This is a genomic window from Rosettibacter firmus, assembly GCF_036860695.1.
In the GTDB taxonomy this organism is placed as follows: domain Bacteria; phylum Bacteroidota; class Ignavibacteria; order Ignavibacteriales; family Melioribacteraceae; genus Rosettibacter; species Rosettibacter firmus.
Map to the genome: position 1 here is coordinate 364,995 of NZ_JAYKGJ010000001.1, position 19,182 is coordinate 384,176.

The window sequence follows — 19,182 nt, forward strand, 5'->3', positions numbered from 1 at the left end:
ACTACATTAATTCAATTAAAAAAAGAGGTTGATTGTATTCTACTGGTGTGGCATTTTCGACAAGTATTTTTACTATCTTACCGCTCACATCACTCTCAATCTCATTCATTAATTTCATAGCCTCTACAATACATAAGACAGTTCCAGGAGATACTATATCCCCTACCTGCACATAAGGATCTGCATCGGGGGCAGGTGCTCTGTAAAATGTTCCTACTATAGGAGACCGTATTTCATGTAAATTCGTTTTCTTTTCTTCTTTAGCTTCAATTAATTTTGGTGCTTCTAAAGCAGGTACAGTACTTTGATTAATAATTGTTTCAGTTGATACTGGTGTTTGTTGATATGCTATTGCATTTCCAGAATGTGAGTTTTTTGATATTTTGATTTTTAAGTCACCTTCTTCTACAGAGAAATCTGTTATTTGACTTTGTTCAACGATTTTAATCAACTTCTTAATTAAATTTATATCCATGTTCGTTCTTAAATTAGTTTTATTTTAATTGAAGATTGGTATTACAATTAATTTCTTCCCCGAAGGCTTTAGAAAGGTAATTTTTTTTATAAACAAGTCCATCCTTAAGCAAATAATAATTTTATATTTAATTTATTCTTTAAATACAGTGAAATATATTTAGCATTAACTATAAAATCAAGTTAATACTTAAAATTCAACTTTCAACTTGAATTAAATATCTTTCAACTTCTCTTGCTTCGGGATAAGATTTGTATTCTTTTTTAATAATTTCAAATACTTCTTTAGCTTCTTCCTTTCTATTTAATTTGAGGAGGTCGATCCCTGCTTTTAATAAATAATCTGCATTCAGAGGATTTTCTTTAGAAATTTTAGCTGCTTTTTTATAAGCATCTACTGCTTTTTCATATTCTTTTTTAGTTTCAAAATATACAGCCTGTCCTGCTAAAGATGCAGCTTTAAATATTAAATTCGAACCATCGTAATCTTTAAAAAATTGATAAGCACTATCAACTTTACCTAAAAACAAATAACTATTTGCAAGAAATATTTTTGCTGCTTCCCCTTGTTCTGTGTTACCATAATTTTCTACAATGGTCTTTAATCCTGTTATATTTTGAGCTTTCTGACCATAAATAGCTTCATGATACATTCCATTATTATAAAGTGGTATTACTTTAGAAAGTAAATTTGCTGCAGTTATATTATCGCTGGAACGTTTATTAGAGTATATAATTATTGAAACAATTATTAAAGCTACTACTGCTAAACCAATTAAAATTTTTGCCTGATTCTCCAGAAAGAAATTATAAGCCCTGTAATATGAAGTTACTAATGGGTCATGTTTAATTTCTTTTTTTGTGATTTTTTTCTTTTTTTCTAACACAGTTACCTCTTTAAAAATTTTAAAAAATACAGCTTAAAATTTAGTAAATATTACAAACCTATTCTAATGTGATTTGAAAAAATCCAGGCATTTTCGTTTAAATAAACTTCTACCCTATAAGCTCCAATTTCCATAACCATGAACTCTAATTCCGAAGCAATTTGTTTTGTAACTAATTCTCCATTTCTAATTAATCTAATTTCGGCATTTGAGCCTGGTATAATCACTTTTAATTTTAGTTCATGTGAATGAGGTATTGTATCTCCCATTTGAAAAATATTTTTATCATCAAAAGCATAAAAGCGAAAACCCTTTGCATCACCATAGTAATAATTATTCACAAAACACCTTCCTTCTTTTAATGCATCGTATATTAATCTTTTGGTCTTCAAAATATCACAGGAAGGATTTATTTCTTCATCAAGTAGAATATTTGTTCTTATAGATTTGAACATAACTTTATATGGAAAAACTTCCACTTCAAAAAAACCGAGCAGATTTACTTTATGAGCATGTGCATCGACTCCTCCAATGCCCACAACTTTTCTTTCAAGATTAAGTTTATCCCAAACCTCAAGAGTTTCTTTTGGTGGTGGAGTTATAGATCTTAAAGGGTGAACAAAATAATTATACTTATTTTCTTCTGTTAAACTTTCCATCCATACAGACATATGATTCCAGATTTCTATTCCAGTAAATTCATCTGTGTCCCATTCAGTCCAGGGATATGGTGGATGTTTTTCCATTGAATTTCTTTTTTCGTGAGGATGTGCAATAAAACCCAGCCCCCCGGCTTCTTTAACTTTATGAACATATTCTTTTGCAGGAAGACGGGTTGAATAAGCTTCGTTTATATTAAGTGCCAATAGATGATTTCTATTTTCTTTATCATTTATTTCACAACCAACCAGAAGAAAAGTATTACCATACCAACCTTCATATCCTTCGTGTAATGCACGCAGAGTATTATGGTCAGTCAAAATAACAAAATCTAATCCTGACTCGTTAGCACTCTGAGTTATTTCCTTTATATCACCAGAGCCATCAGAGAAAATAGAATGTACATGTATTGCACCTGTATATTCGAACATAAATTACCTTTCTTGTAAAGGCAGGCTTTTTAATCCTGGATTGTTATTTATCAGCTGTTCACCTCAATCAATGTTGTGTACTGAGTAGATTGTTCTTTTATTAGATCAGAAAGTTTTGTCATCAAAATGTCTATCCTTTCATCTTGATTATCATCAAAATTTTCAAAAGCTTCTTGTGAAGAAAATATGTATACTTCTTCAAAGTTATTAGGTTTATTTTTTTGTTCATATACTGAATAGCTTTCCAAGCCTTCTGCCTTTACAAGTGTCTTTAATTCTCGAACAATGTCAAGATATTCTTTTCGTTTTTCAGGATAAATATTGTAGCGAATTGAAAAAATTACTTTACTCATGTATTCCTCTATTAATTTATTAATTCACCTTTAAATACTAAAATTGCAGGACCTGTCAACGACAAATCCTTTATAGAATTATTTTCAATTTTAAAATCAACAATAAATGTCTCTCCCGATCTGGTAATTAACTTGATGGGAGGATGAATATTATAATTAAAGTATCCAATTAATGCAGAAGCCACACTTCCAGTACCACATGCCAGTGTTTCATCCTCTATCCCTTTCTCATAAGTCCTTATTTTTATATAATCATTTTGAATATCAATAAAATTTACATTTGTACCATCAGGTTGAAAGTCTCTGTGATATCTAATTTCCCTTCCTATCTCAAAAACTGGGATTTCTTCAAGTTCATTATAAAAAGAATATGGTTGTTTTGGATTTTTAAGTATATCAGTAATTTTAATAACAACGTGTGGTGCACCAGTATTAATATAAGAAGCATTAATTAATTGATTAGCTGCTTTAATCTTAAAATTCATTTTAATATTTTTTGGTTCATTCAAATTAAATTTAACAAGTTTGTCGTCCAGAACTTCTCCGCTATATTCAGTATCATTTACAATAAATTTTGTGTGTTCTTTGCCAATTCTACCACTTAAAAAAGCATATCTAAGAGCACAACGTGCACCATTTGCACAAAGTACTCCTGTAGATCCATCAGAATTAAAATACTTTAATTCGAACGGATAAGTAGAAGAATCAGAAAATTCCAGAACTCCATCGGCTCCAATTCCTGTTCTTCTATCACATATTTTTTTTATAAAAGCACTATTTAAATCGATAGAAGGATTCAGCTTTCTATCGATTAATATAAAATCATTTCCTGCAGCAGTTAATTTTGTAAATAAAAAATTATTCATAACGATTTCAAATTTAAGGCAAACTTAAACTGAAAGCAACGAAAAAGGTATTTGGGTGGGAAATTTAATTTAAGCTTATTAATATTTACGAATCTACGAACAGACTAAAGATTAATTAGTAATTTGAATAAAAATTGGAATAACTTTCTTTAAACAAAATCATTCAAAATTCCACAAAAATTTTATTTTGTAAATTAATACTTAACTTTTTGAGGGATCCCAATATATATTGATTGGTTTACAATTTTAACAGGATAAATCTCAATTTCATAATCTTCTCCTTCTAAATTTTTACCATTTATAAGTGAAAAAGTTTTTTTATGTAACGGACATGCTATTTTTGGTTCATTATTTTTATCTCCTAAAATCCCTCTTGATAAAACAAATTGATTTTTATGTGGACACATATTTTGTGCAGCAAACCATTTACCATAAGAAGTAAAATTAAATAGTGCAATTTGTTTTCCCATATATTTTAAGCATATACCACTATTTTCCGGGACATCATCTATTTTGCAAGCATGGATCCAGATTTTGTCGTCATTAAAATTTGTCATAGTTTTCCTCTAATTCTTTTATAGCATTAATTATAAAATTCATTTTTGGAGGGTTAGCTTCTTTTGTTACATTTATATTAAATTGTTTTAGCACAGAAGAACAATATGGTCCAATGGATACAATATTTGTATTGTTTAAATTTCTTCTCAGATCTTCTAATTTATTTAGTTTATCGGCTATTTTAATTAAATTTATAACCTGAGCAGCACTTGTAAAAACTACAATATCAATTTTGTTTTCATTTAATAAATGGAAAAAATTTATAATAGGTTCTAAATCTTCTGGCAAATCCCATTTATATACTGAAACTTCAATAACATCAGCACCTTTGTTTTTAATTAAATCAATCAATAAGTTATTTTTTTCTCCATAACCCTGGATAAAAACGTGTTTACCTTGCAGATCATATTTACTTAATAAAGAAATAACTTCGTTTGTAGTAAACGGATTTTCGGTATAATCTGTTGGACTTATTCCATAAGTTTTTAATACTGCTGCTGGTTTTATACTTCTTACAATTATATTAGCATACTTTAAGTAATCAAAAAACTTTTGTAGTAAACCAAGCTTCTCAAGAGCATCAAATAAATATCTAACACCTGCACCAGTCTGAAAGATAAAAAAGTCCGGTGGTTTATTTTCCCATTGAGTAACAATGTTTTTAAGTTCTACTAAATTTATATCAGGTACTTCTACAATAACTGGTGCAAGGATAGGAGACCAGCCATTTTTCAATATTAAATTTGCGAGTTGCCTTTGTGCTCTGTTTTCTAAAATTGCAATTGTTTTTTTGTTCATCGTTTTACACTTCAAATTTTTCCATACTATAAATATTCCCCCAACCTTCGGGAATCTTTTGTTGTCTGACTTCTTTAAAAACTAAAGTTGGATCTTTTTCATCTGAATTATAAAATTGTTTAAAATGCTTTTTAATGTTTTCATTTTCTATAGCTTCTTTCCATTCGCATTTATATGAATCAATCAGACTTTGCATTTCTTTTTCTAACTCTTCACAAAAACCTAAAGTATCATTTATTATTACATCTTTTAGGTAATCAATGCCACCTTCTAAATTATTCAACCAAGTTGCGGTTCTTGTCAATGGATCGGCGGTTCTTATATAAAACATCAGAAATCTATCAAGATATTTAATACAGGTGTTTTCATCGAGGTCAGCGGCTAATAGAACAGCATGCTGAGGTTTAGCACCTCCATTACCACATACATATAAATTCCAGCCTTTTTCAGTAGCAATTATACCAAAATCCTTAGCTTGTGCTTCAGCACATTCTCTTATACAACCAGATACTCCTCCTTTAATTTTATGAGGTGCCCTTATTCCTTTATATCTATTTTCAATCTTAATTGCAAAACTTACAGAATCTTGTACACCAAATCGGCACCAGGTAGAACCCACACAACTTTTAACAGTTCGAACTGCTTTAGCATATGCATGCCCACTTTCAAAACCAGCATCAATTAATTCTTTCCATATCAAAGGTAAATCATTTAGATGTGCCCCAAACATATCAATTCTCTGACCACCAGTTATTTTACAATAAAGGTTATACTTTTTAGCAATTTTGCCAAGAATTATTAATTTATCTGGAGTTATTTCTCCACCAGGAATTCTAGGGACAACAGAATAAGTTCCACCACGTTGAATATTTGCTAAAAATCTATCGTTTGTATCCTGTAAGTGTCTATTTTTTTCGCTAAGAATATTTTCATTCCATAAACTTGCAAGTATAGATGCAATAGCTGGTTTACAAATTTCACAACCTGTACCAGAACCATATTTTTTGATTAATTCATCAAATGTTTTAATCCGGTTAATCTTAATAATATGAAACAATTCCTGACGTGAATATTTAAAGTGTTCACATAAGATTTTTTTTCGTTCAATACCAATTTGTTTCAATGTCATATTCAATAAATCATTAAGTACTGGTGTACAACCACCACAACCAGTACCTGCCTTCGTTATCTTTTTAATTGAATTAACATCTGTAAGATTATATTCTAAGATAGCATTGCAAATTTTATTTTTCGGAATTCCCTCACAAGAACATACTATAGCATCTTCAGACAAAATAGAAATTCCTTTATCACTATTTTCTTTTGGTAATAAGTTGGTAAGAATTAAATCTTCTGGATTACCTGTGATAATGCTTTTGTTCTTATATAAATTTATTAAGTTGTTATAATCTTTAATATCACCTATTAAAATTCCTCCAAGAAGATATTTACCATCAGTTGATATATTTATTCTTTTATAAATTCCTTTATAGAAATTATTATAAACAACCGAATAACTATTATTCTTTTCATCAACTGCATCTCCAAAACTTACGACATCAATGGATAACAATTTTAATTTTGTAATAATATCATAATCAACAAATTTTTTATCGTAACCAACAATATTAGATGCTACCACATCAGCCATTGCATAACCAGGAGCAACAAGTCCATAGATTTTATTATTATGCAAAGCACATTCTCCAATTGCATAAATATCCGGATTCGATGTTTGTAAATAATCATTCACTACTATACCACCATTTTTGCCCACCAATAAACCTGCCTTTCTTGCCAATTCATCTCGAGGGCGAATTCCAGCTGCAACAATTAATAAATCAGCTTCTAAAAACGTTTCATCGGTAAAAACTAATTTTTCAACTTTGCCATTACCAAAAATTTGTTTAGATGATTTGCCTAAATGAACTTTAATATTCATAGATTCAATTTTAGATTTTAGGATTTTAGAGCCTTCACTATCAAGCTGGCGTGGCATTAAACGAGATGAATATTCTATAACGTGAGTTTCCAGTCCCAAATCTACAAGTAACTTAGCTGCTTCAAGTCCTAATAAGCCTCCACCTAAAACTGCACCAATTCTTGAATTCTCTGCATATCTAACTATATTATTTAGATCAGTAATAGTTCTATAGACAAAAATTCCTTCCTTTTCTATACCTTCTATTTGAGGTATAAAAGGAGTTGAACCTGTAGCCAATATTAATTTATCATATCTGTATTCATTTCCATATTTATCTATTACTTTTTTCTGTTCCGGGATAATTGATATAATGGGATTATTAATATATACATCTATATTATTTTCTCTGTACCATTCCTCTGGTGCTAATATAAAATCATCTTCATTTTTATCGTAAAAGTATTTGGTTAGATTAACTCTATTGTATGCTAACTTTGGTTCTTCTCCAAAAATTTTAATATCAAAATAATCTTTGCCACTTTTTTCAATAAGTTTTTCACAAAATTTATATCCAACCATACCGTTTCCGATTATGATAATTTTAGGTTTATCTTTTGTAATTAAGTTCATAGACCCTCCTTTTATATTTTTAAAATTTTTCCAGATTGATTAGTATTCCATTCATATGTGCCATCTTCATAATACTCACATTTCCATATAGGAATTTCATGTTTAATTTTTTCTATTAGAAATAAATTTGCCTTATAAGCTTCTTTTCTGTGGTCATGTTGTGTAATTATAATTACAGAAATCTCATTAACTTTAACTTTCCCGATTCTATGTATGATCAGGGCATCAGATAAATTCCATTTATATTTTGCTAATTGTATATATTCTTGAATTAATTTTTCTGCCATTACTTCATATGATTCATAAAAAATATATTTAATAGATTTTGAATTATTATATGGTCTAATTTTACCTAAAAATACTACGATAGCACCTCCGTTATATCGAAATATTTTTGTGAATATTTTTTCCAGATTAATTTTTTTATTAGTTAGATATTTCATTCAACCCCCACTTACAGGTGGAATAATGTATACAGTAGCATTTTTGTTTATTACTTCTTTATTGTCAACAAATTCTTCATTTACTACAAATCTTGAACTATTAAGAAGTTTACTTGCCTCTGGAAATTTTTTTATAAGCAATTTCTTAAGTTGTTCTACAGTACAATTATTATCCACATTAATATTAAACTCATCTGGTATAAATTCTCTTAAACCAGCAAATATTTTTATTGTTATTTTCATAAGCTTTCCTTTTTATAATACATCTTGTATTTGAATAAATGCTATCTTATACAATAAGCCATCATAAATATTTACTATAAATATTCACTGTAATTAGAATCATATTATTATTCAAATTTTTTCATCGTTTTCAATTTTATATCGAAATTACTTTTGGGAGCCGAACATACAAAGCACATATATGAATCTGGTAAATCTTCGAATTTAGTACCTGGTGGAATATTATTGATAGAATCGCCCACTTCTGGATCGTAAACTGTTAGACAGTCTTTACAATAATAAATTTTACCTGGAACCCAGTATTGTTTTATCTGTGCAGGTTTTTTAATTACATTTTCTTCAGTAAATAATTTTCTCCATAAATCATCGTAATATTTTTTATAAAGATACTCGATGACATTTATCAAATTGCTTTTTAATAAACATCTATAAAACGATGTGTAGTGAAAATTCGGAAAGGTATTTTTTTCTAAATAATAGATTTCATAATATTTGAGTAATGGAATATAACGAGATAAATATTTAATCTTAATTATTATATCAGATATTAATTCATAGTTTTCATCACTTACAATAGAAAATGTTATATTCTGGCAATTAATATTATTCTTATATAATTCTTTTATTAAGTATGATTTTAATCTTTCTGCTCTTCTATCAAAATCTTTATACTTCCAGTTACTTTCTAAATCTTGTAGTTTAATAATAGAGTTATGTTTACCTATAAAAATTTTCCATTTATATAAATCATCTTCGGTTAAGTTTTTTATAACTATGGTTCTTTTTGTAGTAAAATAAATTTTGTTAATTTTATTTAATAAACATTCATCTACAACAAGCTTCAAAAAATCATATAAGTTTTTTGAATTATAAAGTTCAATCCACGAATTGTTATTTTTATAGTGGTATTGAGAGTGAATTTTAAAATCAGGTTCAACATTTTTTTCAATAAAAATGTATTTTATTTTGTTATTAATTGCATTGTAAATATTATTAATGTTATAATCACCTGTAAGCCAAATATAATTTTCAATTTCTTTTGCCAGTAATCCTAAATCTGTGCTATAAATTAGATTAAACCATAAAAAGAATTTTTTACTTTCTGGATTTTTAATTAATAAATACCAGAAATTGGGATATTTAGATGGAATGAAACATAAATCGGCATCAAAAGGTGATACAAAATTTTGTTCTAAATTAACAATATTAATTTTTAGTTTATGGTAGAGATCAAAACTATCTAATATTTCATCAAAAATACTTTCTGTTAACCAGGCATTTGTATCAAAAATATCAATTGCTAAATAAGAACTAACAATATTTGAATAACCTTCTTTATAAAGAAAACAATTTATATTTCTCTGCTTGAGAAGTTCATAAATTTCATCTACCTGATGTGAATTAATTACTAAATATAAATTTTGTCTGCATCCAAAATAAAATTTTACATTTTCAATACTAATTATAGTACGGAGTAATTCTGTATAAACAATTCCACCTTTGAAATTAATAACTATAATTTGTTTTCTTTTCATAGTAACTTCTCATAAACTAACAAACTGATTAACATTGTTTTTACTATATGTTTTATACAATTTTTTAATTTCAGGAATACAACTGCCACAATTTGTTCCAGCTCCTGTTATATTGCATAAGTCATCAATGCTGGATACACCTGAATTAATCTTATCAATAAGTGACGATTCACTAACACTATTGCAAGAACAAACAACTTTAAGATCAGATAATATCGTCCCGTCGGATGTCATCAATAACTTTGATCTTTTTTCTTCAGATAGTTCGATTTTATTTTTTATAAGGTTTTTAAATTCATTAGATTTATTTATATCACCTATTAAAATAGCTCCGATTAGTTTGTTATTGTGAATTATACATTTTTTATAATATCTTCTCTTTCTATCTATAAACATAATTTCTTCATAATCCTTATTATCATATAAATTTTGAGTTAACCCCATAAAAGCTAAGTTAAAGTTATTAGCTTTAATTGTATTAGTTAATAATGAGCCTTCATAAATAAAGCTCATATTACCTGAAATATGTTTTGCAAGTATTTCTGATTGTTCTTTAATTGCTAAGATGTTGGAATAACAAATATTATTAAACTCAGCTGCTTCACCTATAGCATAAATTGAAGTGTCTGATGTTTGCAGGTATTCATTTACTATAATACCTTTTTTACAATTTAAACCTGCCCTTTTTGCGAGTTCAATATTAGGAACAGTTTCTGTTGCAATGACCAAAATATCACAATCCAAATAGTGCCCACTTTTCAGTTTAATTCCAGAGATTTGTTCTTTTCCAAAAATTAAATCAATTTCATTATTCAAATAGACATTTATTCCCCTTTCTAAAAGTTCATCTAACAAAATTTGGCTTGCGTGGAAATCAAGATATTTATCGATCAGGCGAGAGTTTCTATGAATTATACTTACATTGCTCCCTTTCTCAAATAATGCAAATGCTAATTCAATTCCTAAGAATCCACCCCCTACAATAACAACTTGAGAATTCTGTTTACAATATTTATGAATTTTATCTGCATCATTAGTTGTAATTAAATGAAAAATTCCCTCTTTACTAAAATCAAAGTATTCTAAATTTTTAGGCTTACTACCTGTAGCTAAAATTAAAATATCATAATCATATTCATTACCAAAAGTATCCACTACAATTTTTTTATCTTTTATAATATTTGTTATTACTACGTCATTTTTAAGTATAAAGTTATTTTTGTTATCAGAATTTTTTATACTAATACTTTGCCAGTTTAATTTAGAAGAGAAATAATTTGGTAATAAATTTTTATTATAAGATGAATAGCATTCTTCTGAAAAAACTATTATTTCATCATTCTTATTCAAACCAGTATAGTGCTTAACAAAATTATATGACGCAATACCTGTTCCAATCAGAATAATTTTTTGTTTTGGCTTAATGTATTTTTTTACTTCAACATATGTAAATTTAAGTGCAGGTTCTTTAGAAATAGGATCTATTTTATTATCAGTTAGATTATTTGTCTTACATAAATCAGAATCCAGAATTTTACCATAATGCATAGGTAGAAATACCACTCCTTTTTTTATATCATCAGTTAGTTTTGCTTCTACAATAACATTCCCTCTATTATTAAATATTTCTACTAAATCCCCATCATTTATATTTCTTTCTTTTGCATCAGACTTATTAATTTCTAAATAAGGATAAGGTGAATGCAGTTTAAGTTTATTTATCTTTCCAGTTTTAGTCATTGTATGCCACTGGTCACGAATTCTTCCTGTTGTGAGAATTAAGGAAGAATTTTCATTTGTAATTTTTGATTCAACTTCAAAATCTACTGGATAAATTTTAGCCTTTTTTGATTGTGTATAGAAAATATGATCGGTAAATAATCTTTTTGTATGGAAATCGTTATACTGTTTAAATGGCCATTGTACTGTACCTACTTGTTTGAGAATATCATAGTTAAGTGCTGATATATCAACATTTGTATCTTTAGATAGTTTACAATGTTCATCAAAAATTTCGCTTACACTTTTATAATTAAATGCTTTTTCAAAGCCCATCTTATGTGCAAAACGAATTATTATTTCTGAATCAGGTAAGGCTTCGCCTGGCGGAGAAACAACCTGAGATAAATATGAAATTCTTCTTTCGGAATTTGTCATTGTACCTTCCTTTTCAGCCCAGGTAGCAGCTGGTAAAATCACATCTGCATAATTAATAGTTTCTGCATTTTTAGATATTTCCTGGACTACAACAAATTTTGCCATTTGTAATGCCTTTGCAATTTTTCTTGAATCAGGTTGAGTTACTGCCGGATTAGTACAAATAATCCAAATTGCTTTTAATTTCCCGGTAATTAATGCATCAAACATCTCTGTTGCTGAAAGTCCTGGAACTGGACTAATTTCTTTTGAATCCCAAAATTCCTGTAAAAATTTTCGATGTTCTGGATTTGATAATTCTCTATGATGGGGCAATAAATTACACATACCACCAACTTCTCTTCCTCCCATTGCATTAGGTTGACCAGTTAAAGAAAATGGTCCGGAACCTTTTTTACCAATTTTACCTGTAATCAGTGATAAATTTATTAGACTCAAATTCTTTTTAACTCCAATACTACTTTGATTTAATCCCATTGCCCAGAGAGATAAAAAGCCTTTTGATTTCCCAATAAATTCTGCTGTTTTAAATATTTGTTCGACAGGAATGTCACAAATTTCAGATACTTCACTTACGCTATATTTCATTACTAAATTTTTATAATCATCAAATCCTTCTGTATGATTATCAATGAAATCTTTATCTATAAAATTCATTTCGATTAAACAACGTCCTATTGCATTATTCAAAAATATATCTGTGCCTGGTCTTATTTGTAAATGTATATCAGCAATTGAGCAAGTATCTGTATATCTCGGATCAACAACTATTACTTTTACTTCAGGATTATTCTCTTTATGTTTTTCAATTCTTCTAAATAATATTGGATGGCACCATGCAGGATTTGCCCCAACTATATAAAAGCAATCAGCATATTCAATATCTTCATAACAAACAGGTACAGCATCTTCTCCTAATGCCATTTTATAAGCCGATACTGCAGAACTCATACATAATCTTGAATTAGTATCAATATTATTTGTACCAATAAACCCTTTAACCAATTTATTTAGAAGATAATATTCTTCTGTTAAGCATTGTCCTGATCCATAAAATCCGATCGAATCCGGACCATATTTTTTGATTAATGTTTTAAACACACTTGCTATTCTCTCAAGAGCATCGTCCCAGGAAACTCGTTCATGTTTATGATTACGTGACAATCTCATCATTGGATAAGTTAACCTATCGGATACATCATTAACTGTAAAATTCAGATTAATCCCTTTCGAACAAAGCATTCCTCGATTGACTGGATTATCATAATCGCCTTCAACAACAATTTTGTTTTCAGATATTTTTTTAATTACAATACCACATCCAACGCCGCAGTAGCAACAAGTAGATTTATAACTATTACTTCCCATAAAAACCTCTTTTTTATTTAATCACTTATAGGCTCAATTACTAAATTTTCAGATTGTTCAATTTCTTTCTTACTCTCTTGCAATAACTTCATAACCAAAACAGTAAATATTAATCCTATCACAAAAACTGTTATACCTATAATCAAGAAAGCTTCTTTATAACTGATAGAATTTGATTTGAAAAGGAAACCTGCTAAAATAGCCCCCACATTTCCACCTGCAGCTACAATACCACTAATAGTACCCGTTGCTTTTTTATTTATAAAAGGAACAATTCCATAATTAGCACCATTTGCCATTTTAAGAAATAGGGCAAATGTAAACATTGAAATAATAGCCAATGATAAATTGTGTGTATTGGCAAATAGAAATATTCCAAAGCCTTCAAAAAGTAATAGTATACCTAAAAAAATCCATTTCCCTTTAATTCCATATTTATTTCCTACTTTATCAACATAAAAGCCACCTAAAAATCTTGCAAAGATGTTCATTAAGCCAAAAAGACTTGCAAGTGTACCAGCCAGAATTAAATTAGCATCAAAATAATCCACAAAATAAATAGCAGCTACATTATCGAATGTAATCTCTATTCCAAAACTTGCTGCATAAGCAAGTGTTAATAACCATACTTTATATTCCTTAATGACTTCTATAAATTTTACTTGACCAGTTTTTTTAGAGTCTCTTATTTTCTTAAGATCTTTATAATTCCCATAAGGAGTATCTTGGGTGTATTTATAATAAATATAAGCCATCAACAATAGTAAGATACCAGGAATAATCATAGCTATACGCCAGGCAACAAACTTTGTAAAACCCAACGATATTATACCTGTAAAAATTATAGGCATAATAAGATTTGCTACTCCTCCACCTAAATTTCCCCACCCTGCTGTTAATGCATTTGCAGTTCCTACTATATTAGGAGCAAACATTTGAGTTGTATGAAATTGGGTAATTACAATTGATGCACCAATTATCCCAATTAATAACCTAAATACTAACAATGATATATAGTTATAACTTAAACCCACCAGTAAAACCGGAATGGCACCAATTATTAGTAACATTACATGTGTTAATCTGGGACCTATGGAGTCACAAACTCTTCCTATAATTATACGAGCAAATGTAGTTGCAAATACAGAAGCTATGACAATATTACCAATTTCATCTTTACTCAATTTTAATTCTTCTCTTATAACTGGCATTAATGGTGCAATAGCAAACCATGAAAAAAAACAAGTAAAGAAAGTAACCCAAACAATATGAAAAGTTTTCATCTGTACACTTGAAAGGTCAAATAAGTTTAATTTATCCAGTGGCTTTGTATAACTCATATTCCCCCTCATTATTAGTTATTGTCTATGAATTACAAAATACTTATATTTAATTCGAGCAGGTAAACAAAAAAGCCTAATTATAAGAAAGCTATATCCATTTAAGGATTATACTTTCTTATATAGTTATTAATTATCACTATTACGGACCGGCAAGTTCGTTAACAATAGTGATAATAGCTTAGTTTACCTGCTTTTTTTATTTAAGAACTAAAAAACTTATAAGGCAACCTCAATTTATAAACTTAATAATTTAGTTGTATTTAATTATATCCCTTAATAAAATAGTCTATTATGCTGTTTCACCTACAAATATAAAGTAATTAAGATTAGATGTCAAGTTTTATTCATACTCTTATGAAAAATTATATTGAATAGTTTTGGGGATTAAAAAATTAGAATATTAATTCCTGCTTAATCTTGATACTTTTTATTTAATGGGAAAGATTATTCGGTTGTGAGTCATGCAGGCAAAATGTTTTATTAGATTAAGGTATTTATCCTGGAAATTATTTAAGGAAGTGTGTTAATAATTTAATTAATATTTTGAAAAGTAACTCTAAAAGTTGTACCTATTCCTTTTTTACTTTCTACATCGATCTTTGCATTATTTAAATCACAATAACTTTTTACGAGAGCAAGTCCAAGTCCAGTTCCATCATAAGTTCTTGAATAACCCTGTTCTTCCTGATTAAAGGGCTTAAATAAATTTTCCATATATTCATCACTCATTCCTATTCCAGTATCTTTAACTTCAACATAAATTTCTTTTTGTTCATTTTCATTCAGGATAATTTCTACTTTCCCTTCTTTTGTATATTTCAATGCATTATCAATAAGGTTTGCAAATATTTGTGTTACACTATATTCATCTGCTTTAATTCTACTTTTCTTTAATTTATTTATAAATATTAATTCTAATTTCTTTTTCTCTGCCATTAATTTATATTCATCAATTAGATTTTTTAATACATCTGTTTCAAGGTCAATTTCTCTAAAAATTGGTTCATAGGATTTTGTTTGTAGTTCAGACATATTTAATATCAAATCAATTGTTCTCATGATTCTTTTATTTGCGAGTTCAATTCCATCAAATAATTCACAAATTTCTGATCTTTTTTCACTGCATACTTCCTCTTTAATTAGTGACATATTCCCCATAATTATATTTATAGGAGTTCTAATTTCGTGAGACATTTGTGCTAAAAAGTTAGTTTTAATTTTTTCTGAGATTTCTGCACGTTCTTTTGCTTTAATTAATTCTTCGAGCATTTTTTTCTTTTCTGTAATATCCTGAATTATACCAAATACAGTTTTTCTTTCTTTATCATATAGAGCAACTGAATGTATATCTCTAATTTCTCCGGTATCAAATTTTCTTATTTTAAATTCAACATCGTAAGGAATGTTATTTTCAATTAAATTTTTCAATGCATCATCGAGCATCTTACGATATTCCGGCAAAGGTACTTTTTTTATAATCTCATAATCAAACTCATCTCCTTCAATTCCATATATTAATTGTGCACCTTTTGATCCTACAATTTTTCTTGTTTCGAGGTTAAGTTCCCAGTTACCAGATTTGGATGCTATTTCTGCTCTATTTAGTCTAATAACACTTTTCTCCAATAATTCTTCTGCTTTTTTCTTGTCCGTAATATCTTCATGTATTGAAATAAAATGAGTAATTTTTCCATTTTTATCTGTTAATGGAGAAATATGGACAAGGTTCCAGTAAGTTTCGCCATTTTTCTTTTTATTTAATATTTCACCACGCCACTCATTACCTTGAAGAATAGTATTCCACAAATTTTTTATAAATTCATCGTCGTGGTAACCAGAACGTATTATGCTTATATGTTTCCCAATTAATTCTTCTTTTGAATATCCAGTTATTTGGAAAAATTTTTCATTAGCATATTCTATTTCACCATTAATATTTGTTATAAAAATAGAAACTGGACTTTTCTCGATAGCATAATATAATTTACGAATTTCATCTTCGGCGTGTTTCTGTGCAGTAACATCTCTTGCTACTCCATGAAGACCAATTATTTTGCCCTCTTTATAATGGGTTACTTCAAAAACCTCGAGAAGTAATTTTTCGTTTTTTGCATTATAAATTTCTACATAAACAGGATATTCTGCTTGTTCACCTCTTAGCATTTTTCTTGTATTTTCTTTTGCTAATTCATTAATAGGTGAATCTGTTAAAAACCAATGATTCTGATTTAGCCATTCTTCTACTTTATGACCAGTAATTTTTTCTACAGATGGAGATATATAAGTAATTCTTCCTTCCAGATCATGCGTATAGAAAAAGAAATAAGATGTACCTTCAACAAGAAGACGCATCTTCTCTTCATTTTCTTTAAGTTCTGTTTCTAATTGCACTCTTTTTGTTATATCTGTAATAAAACCTTCTAAATATTGAAGATCACCATTTTCATTAAAAACTCCTCTACCTCTTTCCCAAACCCATTTTATATTATCTGATTTTGTAATAATGGGGTATTCATATTCAAAATATTTTTTCTGCTTTAAGATTTCTTGCCACTTATTCCATACTAATTCTCTATAATCAGGATGAATTATATCATTAAAAGCAAGGACACGATTATTTATAAACTCATCGGGTTTATAGCCAGTAACATCTTCACATTGTTTTGTAATATAAAGCATAGTCCAATCTCTATCGTTAGCACATCGATAAATAAATCCAGGCAAATTATCAATTAATGTAGATAAGAATCTTTCATTTTCTCTAATTTTTTCTTCAGCCAGCTGTCTTTGTTTATCATTTTCGATGGATTGTATAGCAAATGAAATATCTTTTGTTAATTCATCTAATAATTTTATTTCTTGTTCATCAAAGAAAAATGATTCTTCTGAGTATAGATTTAATGTTGCAATTACACTATTATCTGTAATGATAGGGAAAGATGCTGACGATTTATATTGATATTGCATTGCGGCATCACGCCATGGTTTCATTTGAGGATCTTGCTCAATATTATTTGCAATAAAATATTTTTTAAACTTAACAGCCTTACCTGTTGGACCTGAACTTCTAATTTCGTCTGTCAAATCAATATTTAGATTATCTAAATAACTTTTATCGGGTCCAAAAAAAGCAACTGGAACAACTTTTTGATTTTTATTATCTACAGCACTAATCCACGCAAATTTAAATTTTCCAATTTCAACTGCAATTCGGCATGTTTCATCATAAATTTTCTGAATATCTTTAGTTCTTACAATCATCTGATTTATATCACTTAGTACTGCATACAAACGACTTAGTTTTCTTATCTCTTCATCTGCTTTTTTCTTTTCAGTTATATCTCTAAAAATCAAGCTTGTTTTCAGTTTACCATTTTTATCTGTAAATAATGTAGAAGAACCCTCTACTAAAATTCTTGTACCATCTTTTCTAATTATATGAAGTTCACCTTCAGCTTTACCATATTTACTTCTCTCTTCAAATAGTTTTTTCAAATTAGGATCTGTCATATCAACAATTTTATCTCTTCCAAGTAGACAGATTTCTTCTTCGCTTCTTTGTAAAATATTGCATGCAGCTTTATTCGCAGCATATATAGAACCATCTGGTGAACCTAATATTATTCCATCAGCACTATTTTCAAACAGTAATCTAAAACGTTCTTCGCTTTCTTTTAATTCTTTATTAGTTTTTAGATTTATTTCATGATCGAGTAAAATTTTACCTATTAATACAGTAGCAACAGGATAAAAAATTATAACAGTTATTCCAATAGTTTTTAATGCATGCACTGTATAATTTGAAGGCAACAATGACATCATTAATATCATTATGGTATGAACTATAAGACCCAGTAGATAAAGTGTAAAATTATTAAGAGTGATTTTATTTTCTTTGATTAGTCGATTAAAAATTAATCCAATAAGTACAGAAGAAGAGATTACAGAAACCCCCATTAGAGCACCAGCACCTCCAATGGAGATTCTCATTAAAATTGCCATAATACCAGCTATAAAACCTGATGCTGGACCAAAGAACAGAGCACAGATACTCAGAACAACAGATCGACCATCAAATATAATTCCTCTGGTTAATACAAATGGATATTGCATTGCAAGTATAGAAATGAAACCAAACAAAATTCCCTGAAGAATTTTACCAGAAACAGAATTTTTATTCCATCTTACATCAATAAAATTCGATATAACACTTGCTGCAACAAGAATAGAAAGGTTATAAATTAATTGAATAATAAACATAGACTAATTTATAGTATTAACACTATTATTATCGAAAATGAGTTGTTTTATTTTATCTGGTTTAATTAACCCTGCTTAAAAATTAATTAGTTTTAAAATTATAGACAATGTAGTAAAACATAACTTTATTTGAATAAGTTCTTACAAAATGTATTTATTTGTAATTAAATGATTAACAACAATGTAATTTCAGGAATAAATTATAAATAAGCTAAGTCAGAAACACAATAAAAAACATCACCTTAGACATTA

14 protein-coding genes are annotated in these 19,182 nt (G+C 28.3%); all 14 read right to left on the reverse strand.

Features of this window, described 5'->3' with window-relative positions; translation table 11 throughout:
- Nucleotide 1: 1 nt before the first annotated feature.
- The 14 genes from accB to VJY38_RS01625 all read right to left on the reverse strand — a co-directional run bounded on the left by accB (nucleotide 2) and on the right by VJY38_RS01625 (nucleotide 18,930).
- Nucleotides 2–475 carry an acetyl-CoA carboxylase biotin carboxyl carrier protein gene (gene accB / locus VJY38_RS01560; RefSeq protein WP_353678910.1) on the reverse strand — a complete coding sequence of 158 codons (474 nt, stop codon included), beginning with the start codon at nucleotides 473–475 and terminating at the stop codon, nucleotides 2–4.
- Nucleotides 476–671: 196 nt separating this feature from the next.
- Nucleotides 672–1,361 carry a tetratricopeptide repeat protein gene (locus VJY38_RS01565; protein ID WP_353678911.1) on the reverse strand — a complete coding sequence of 230 codons (690 nt, stop codon included), beginning with the start codon at nucleotides 1,359–1,361 and terminating at the stop codon, nucleotides 672–674.
- 50 nt (nucleotides 1,362–1,411) lie between these two features.
- Nucleotides 1,412–2,452, reverse strand: coding sequence for a CehA/McbA family metallohydrolase (locus VJY38_RS01570; RefSeq protein ID WP_353678912.1), 1,041 nt, complete (start codon nucleotides 2,450–2,452; stop codon nucleotides 1,412–1,414).
- A gap of 50 nt (nucleotides 2,453–2,502) precedes the next feature.
- Complete coding sequence (locus VJY38_RS01575; protein ID WP_353678913.1) at nucleotides 2,503–2,805, reverse strand: antibiotic biosynthesis monooxygenase; 303 nt, start codon at nucleotides 2,803–2,805, stop codon at nucleotides 2,503–2,505.
- An 11-nt stretch (nucleotides 2,806–2,816) separates the two neighbouring features.
- Complete coding sequence (gene dapF / locus VJY38_RS01580; protein WP_353678914.1) at nucleotides 2,817–3,671, reverse strand: diaminopimelate epimerase; 855 nt, start codon at nucleotides 3,669–3,671, stop codon at nucleotides 2,817–2,819.
- A 194-nt stretch (nucleotides 3,672–3,865) separates the two neighbouring features.
- On the reverse strand, nucleotides 3,866–4,228 hold the full coding sequence (gene nirD, locus VJY38_RS01585) for a nitrite reductase small subunit NirD (RefSeq protein ID WP_353678915.1): 363 nt from the start codon (nucleotides 4,226–4,228) through the stop codon (nucleotides 3,866–3,868).
- Nucleotides 4,215–5,027: a uroporphyrinogen-III synthase gene (locus VJY38_RS01590; protein ID WP_353678916.1), complete on the reverse strand. Its 813-nt coding sequence runs from the start codon at nucleotides 5,025–5,027 to the stop codon at nucleotides 4,215–4,217. The genes nirD and VJY38_RS01590 overlap by 14 nt, the downstream gene beginning before the upstream one ends.
- 4 nt (nucleotides 5,028–5,031) lie before the next feature.
- A complete protein-coding gene (nirB, locus tag VJY38_RS01595; protein WP_353678917.1) occupies nucleotides 5,032–7,581 on the reverse strand; it encodes a nitrite reductase large subunit NirB in 2,550 nt (849 codons plus the stop codon).
- A gap of 11 nt (nucleotides 7,582–7,592) precedes the next feature.
- Nucleotides 7,593–8,024 (reverse strand): molybdenum cofactor biosynthesis protein MoaE, encoded by a 432-nt coding sequence (locus VJY38_RS01600; protein ID WP_353678918.1) that lies wholly within the window; start codon nucleotides 8,022–8,024, stop codon nucleotides 7,593–7,595.
- On the reverse strand, nucleotides 8,025–8,267 hold the full coding sequence (locus tag VJY38_RS01605) for a MoaD/ThiS family protein (RefSeq protein WP_353678919.1): 243 nt from the start codon (nucleotides 8,265–8,267) through the stop codon (nucleotides 8,025–8,027).
- Nucleotides 8,268–8,374: 107 nt separating this feature from the next.
- Complete coding sequence (locus VJY38_RS01610) at nucleotides 8,375–9,802, reverse strand: rubredoxin (RefSeq protein ID WP_353678920.1); 1,428 nt, start codon at nucleotides 9,800–9,802, stop codon at nucleotides 8,375–8,377.
- A gap of 9 nt (nucleotides 9,803–9,811) precedes the next feature.
- Complete coding sequence (locus VJY38_RS01615) at nucleotides 9,812–13,327, reverse strand: molybdopterin-dependent oxidoreductase (protein ID WP_353678921.1); 3,516 nt, start codon at nucleotides 13,325–13,327, stop codon at nucleotides 9,812–9,814.
- 17 nt (nucleotides 13,328–13,344) lie between these two features.
- Nucleotides 13,345–14,667 carry an MFS transporter gene (locus tag VJY38_RS01620; protein WP_353678922.1) on the reverse strand — a complete coding sequence of 441 codons (1,323 nt, stop codon included), beginning with the start codon at nucleotides 14,665–14,667 and terminating at the stop codon, nucleotides 13,345–13,347.
- Nucleotides 14,668–15,201: 534 nt separating this feature from the next.
- On the reverse strand, nucleotides 15,202–18,930 hold the full coding sequence (locus VJY38_RS01625) for a PAS domain S-box protein (RefSeq protein ID WP_353678923.1): 3,729 nt from the start codon (nucleotides 18,928–18,930) through the stop codon (nucleotides 15,202–15,204).
- Between the last annotated feature and the right edge of the window lie 252 nt (nucleotides 18,931–19,182).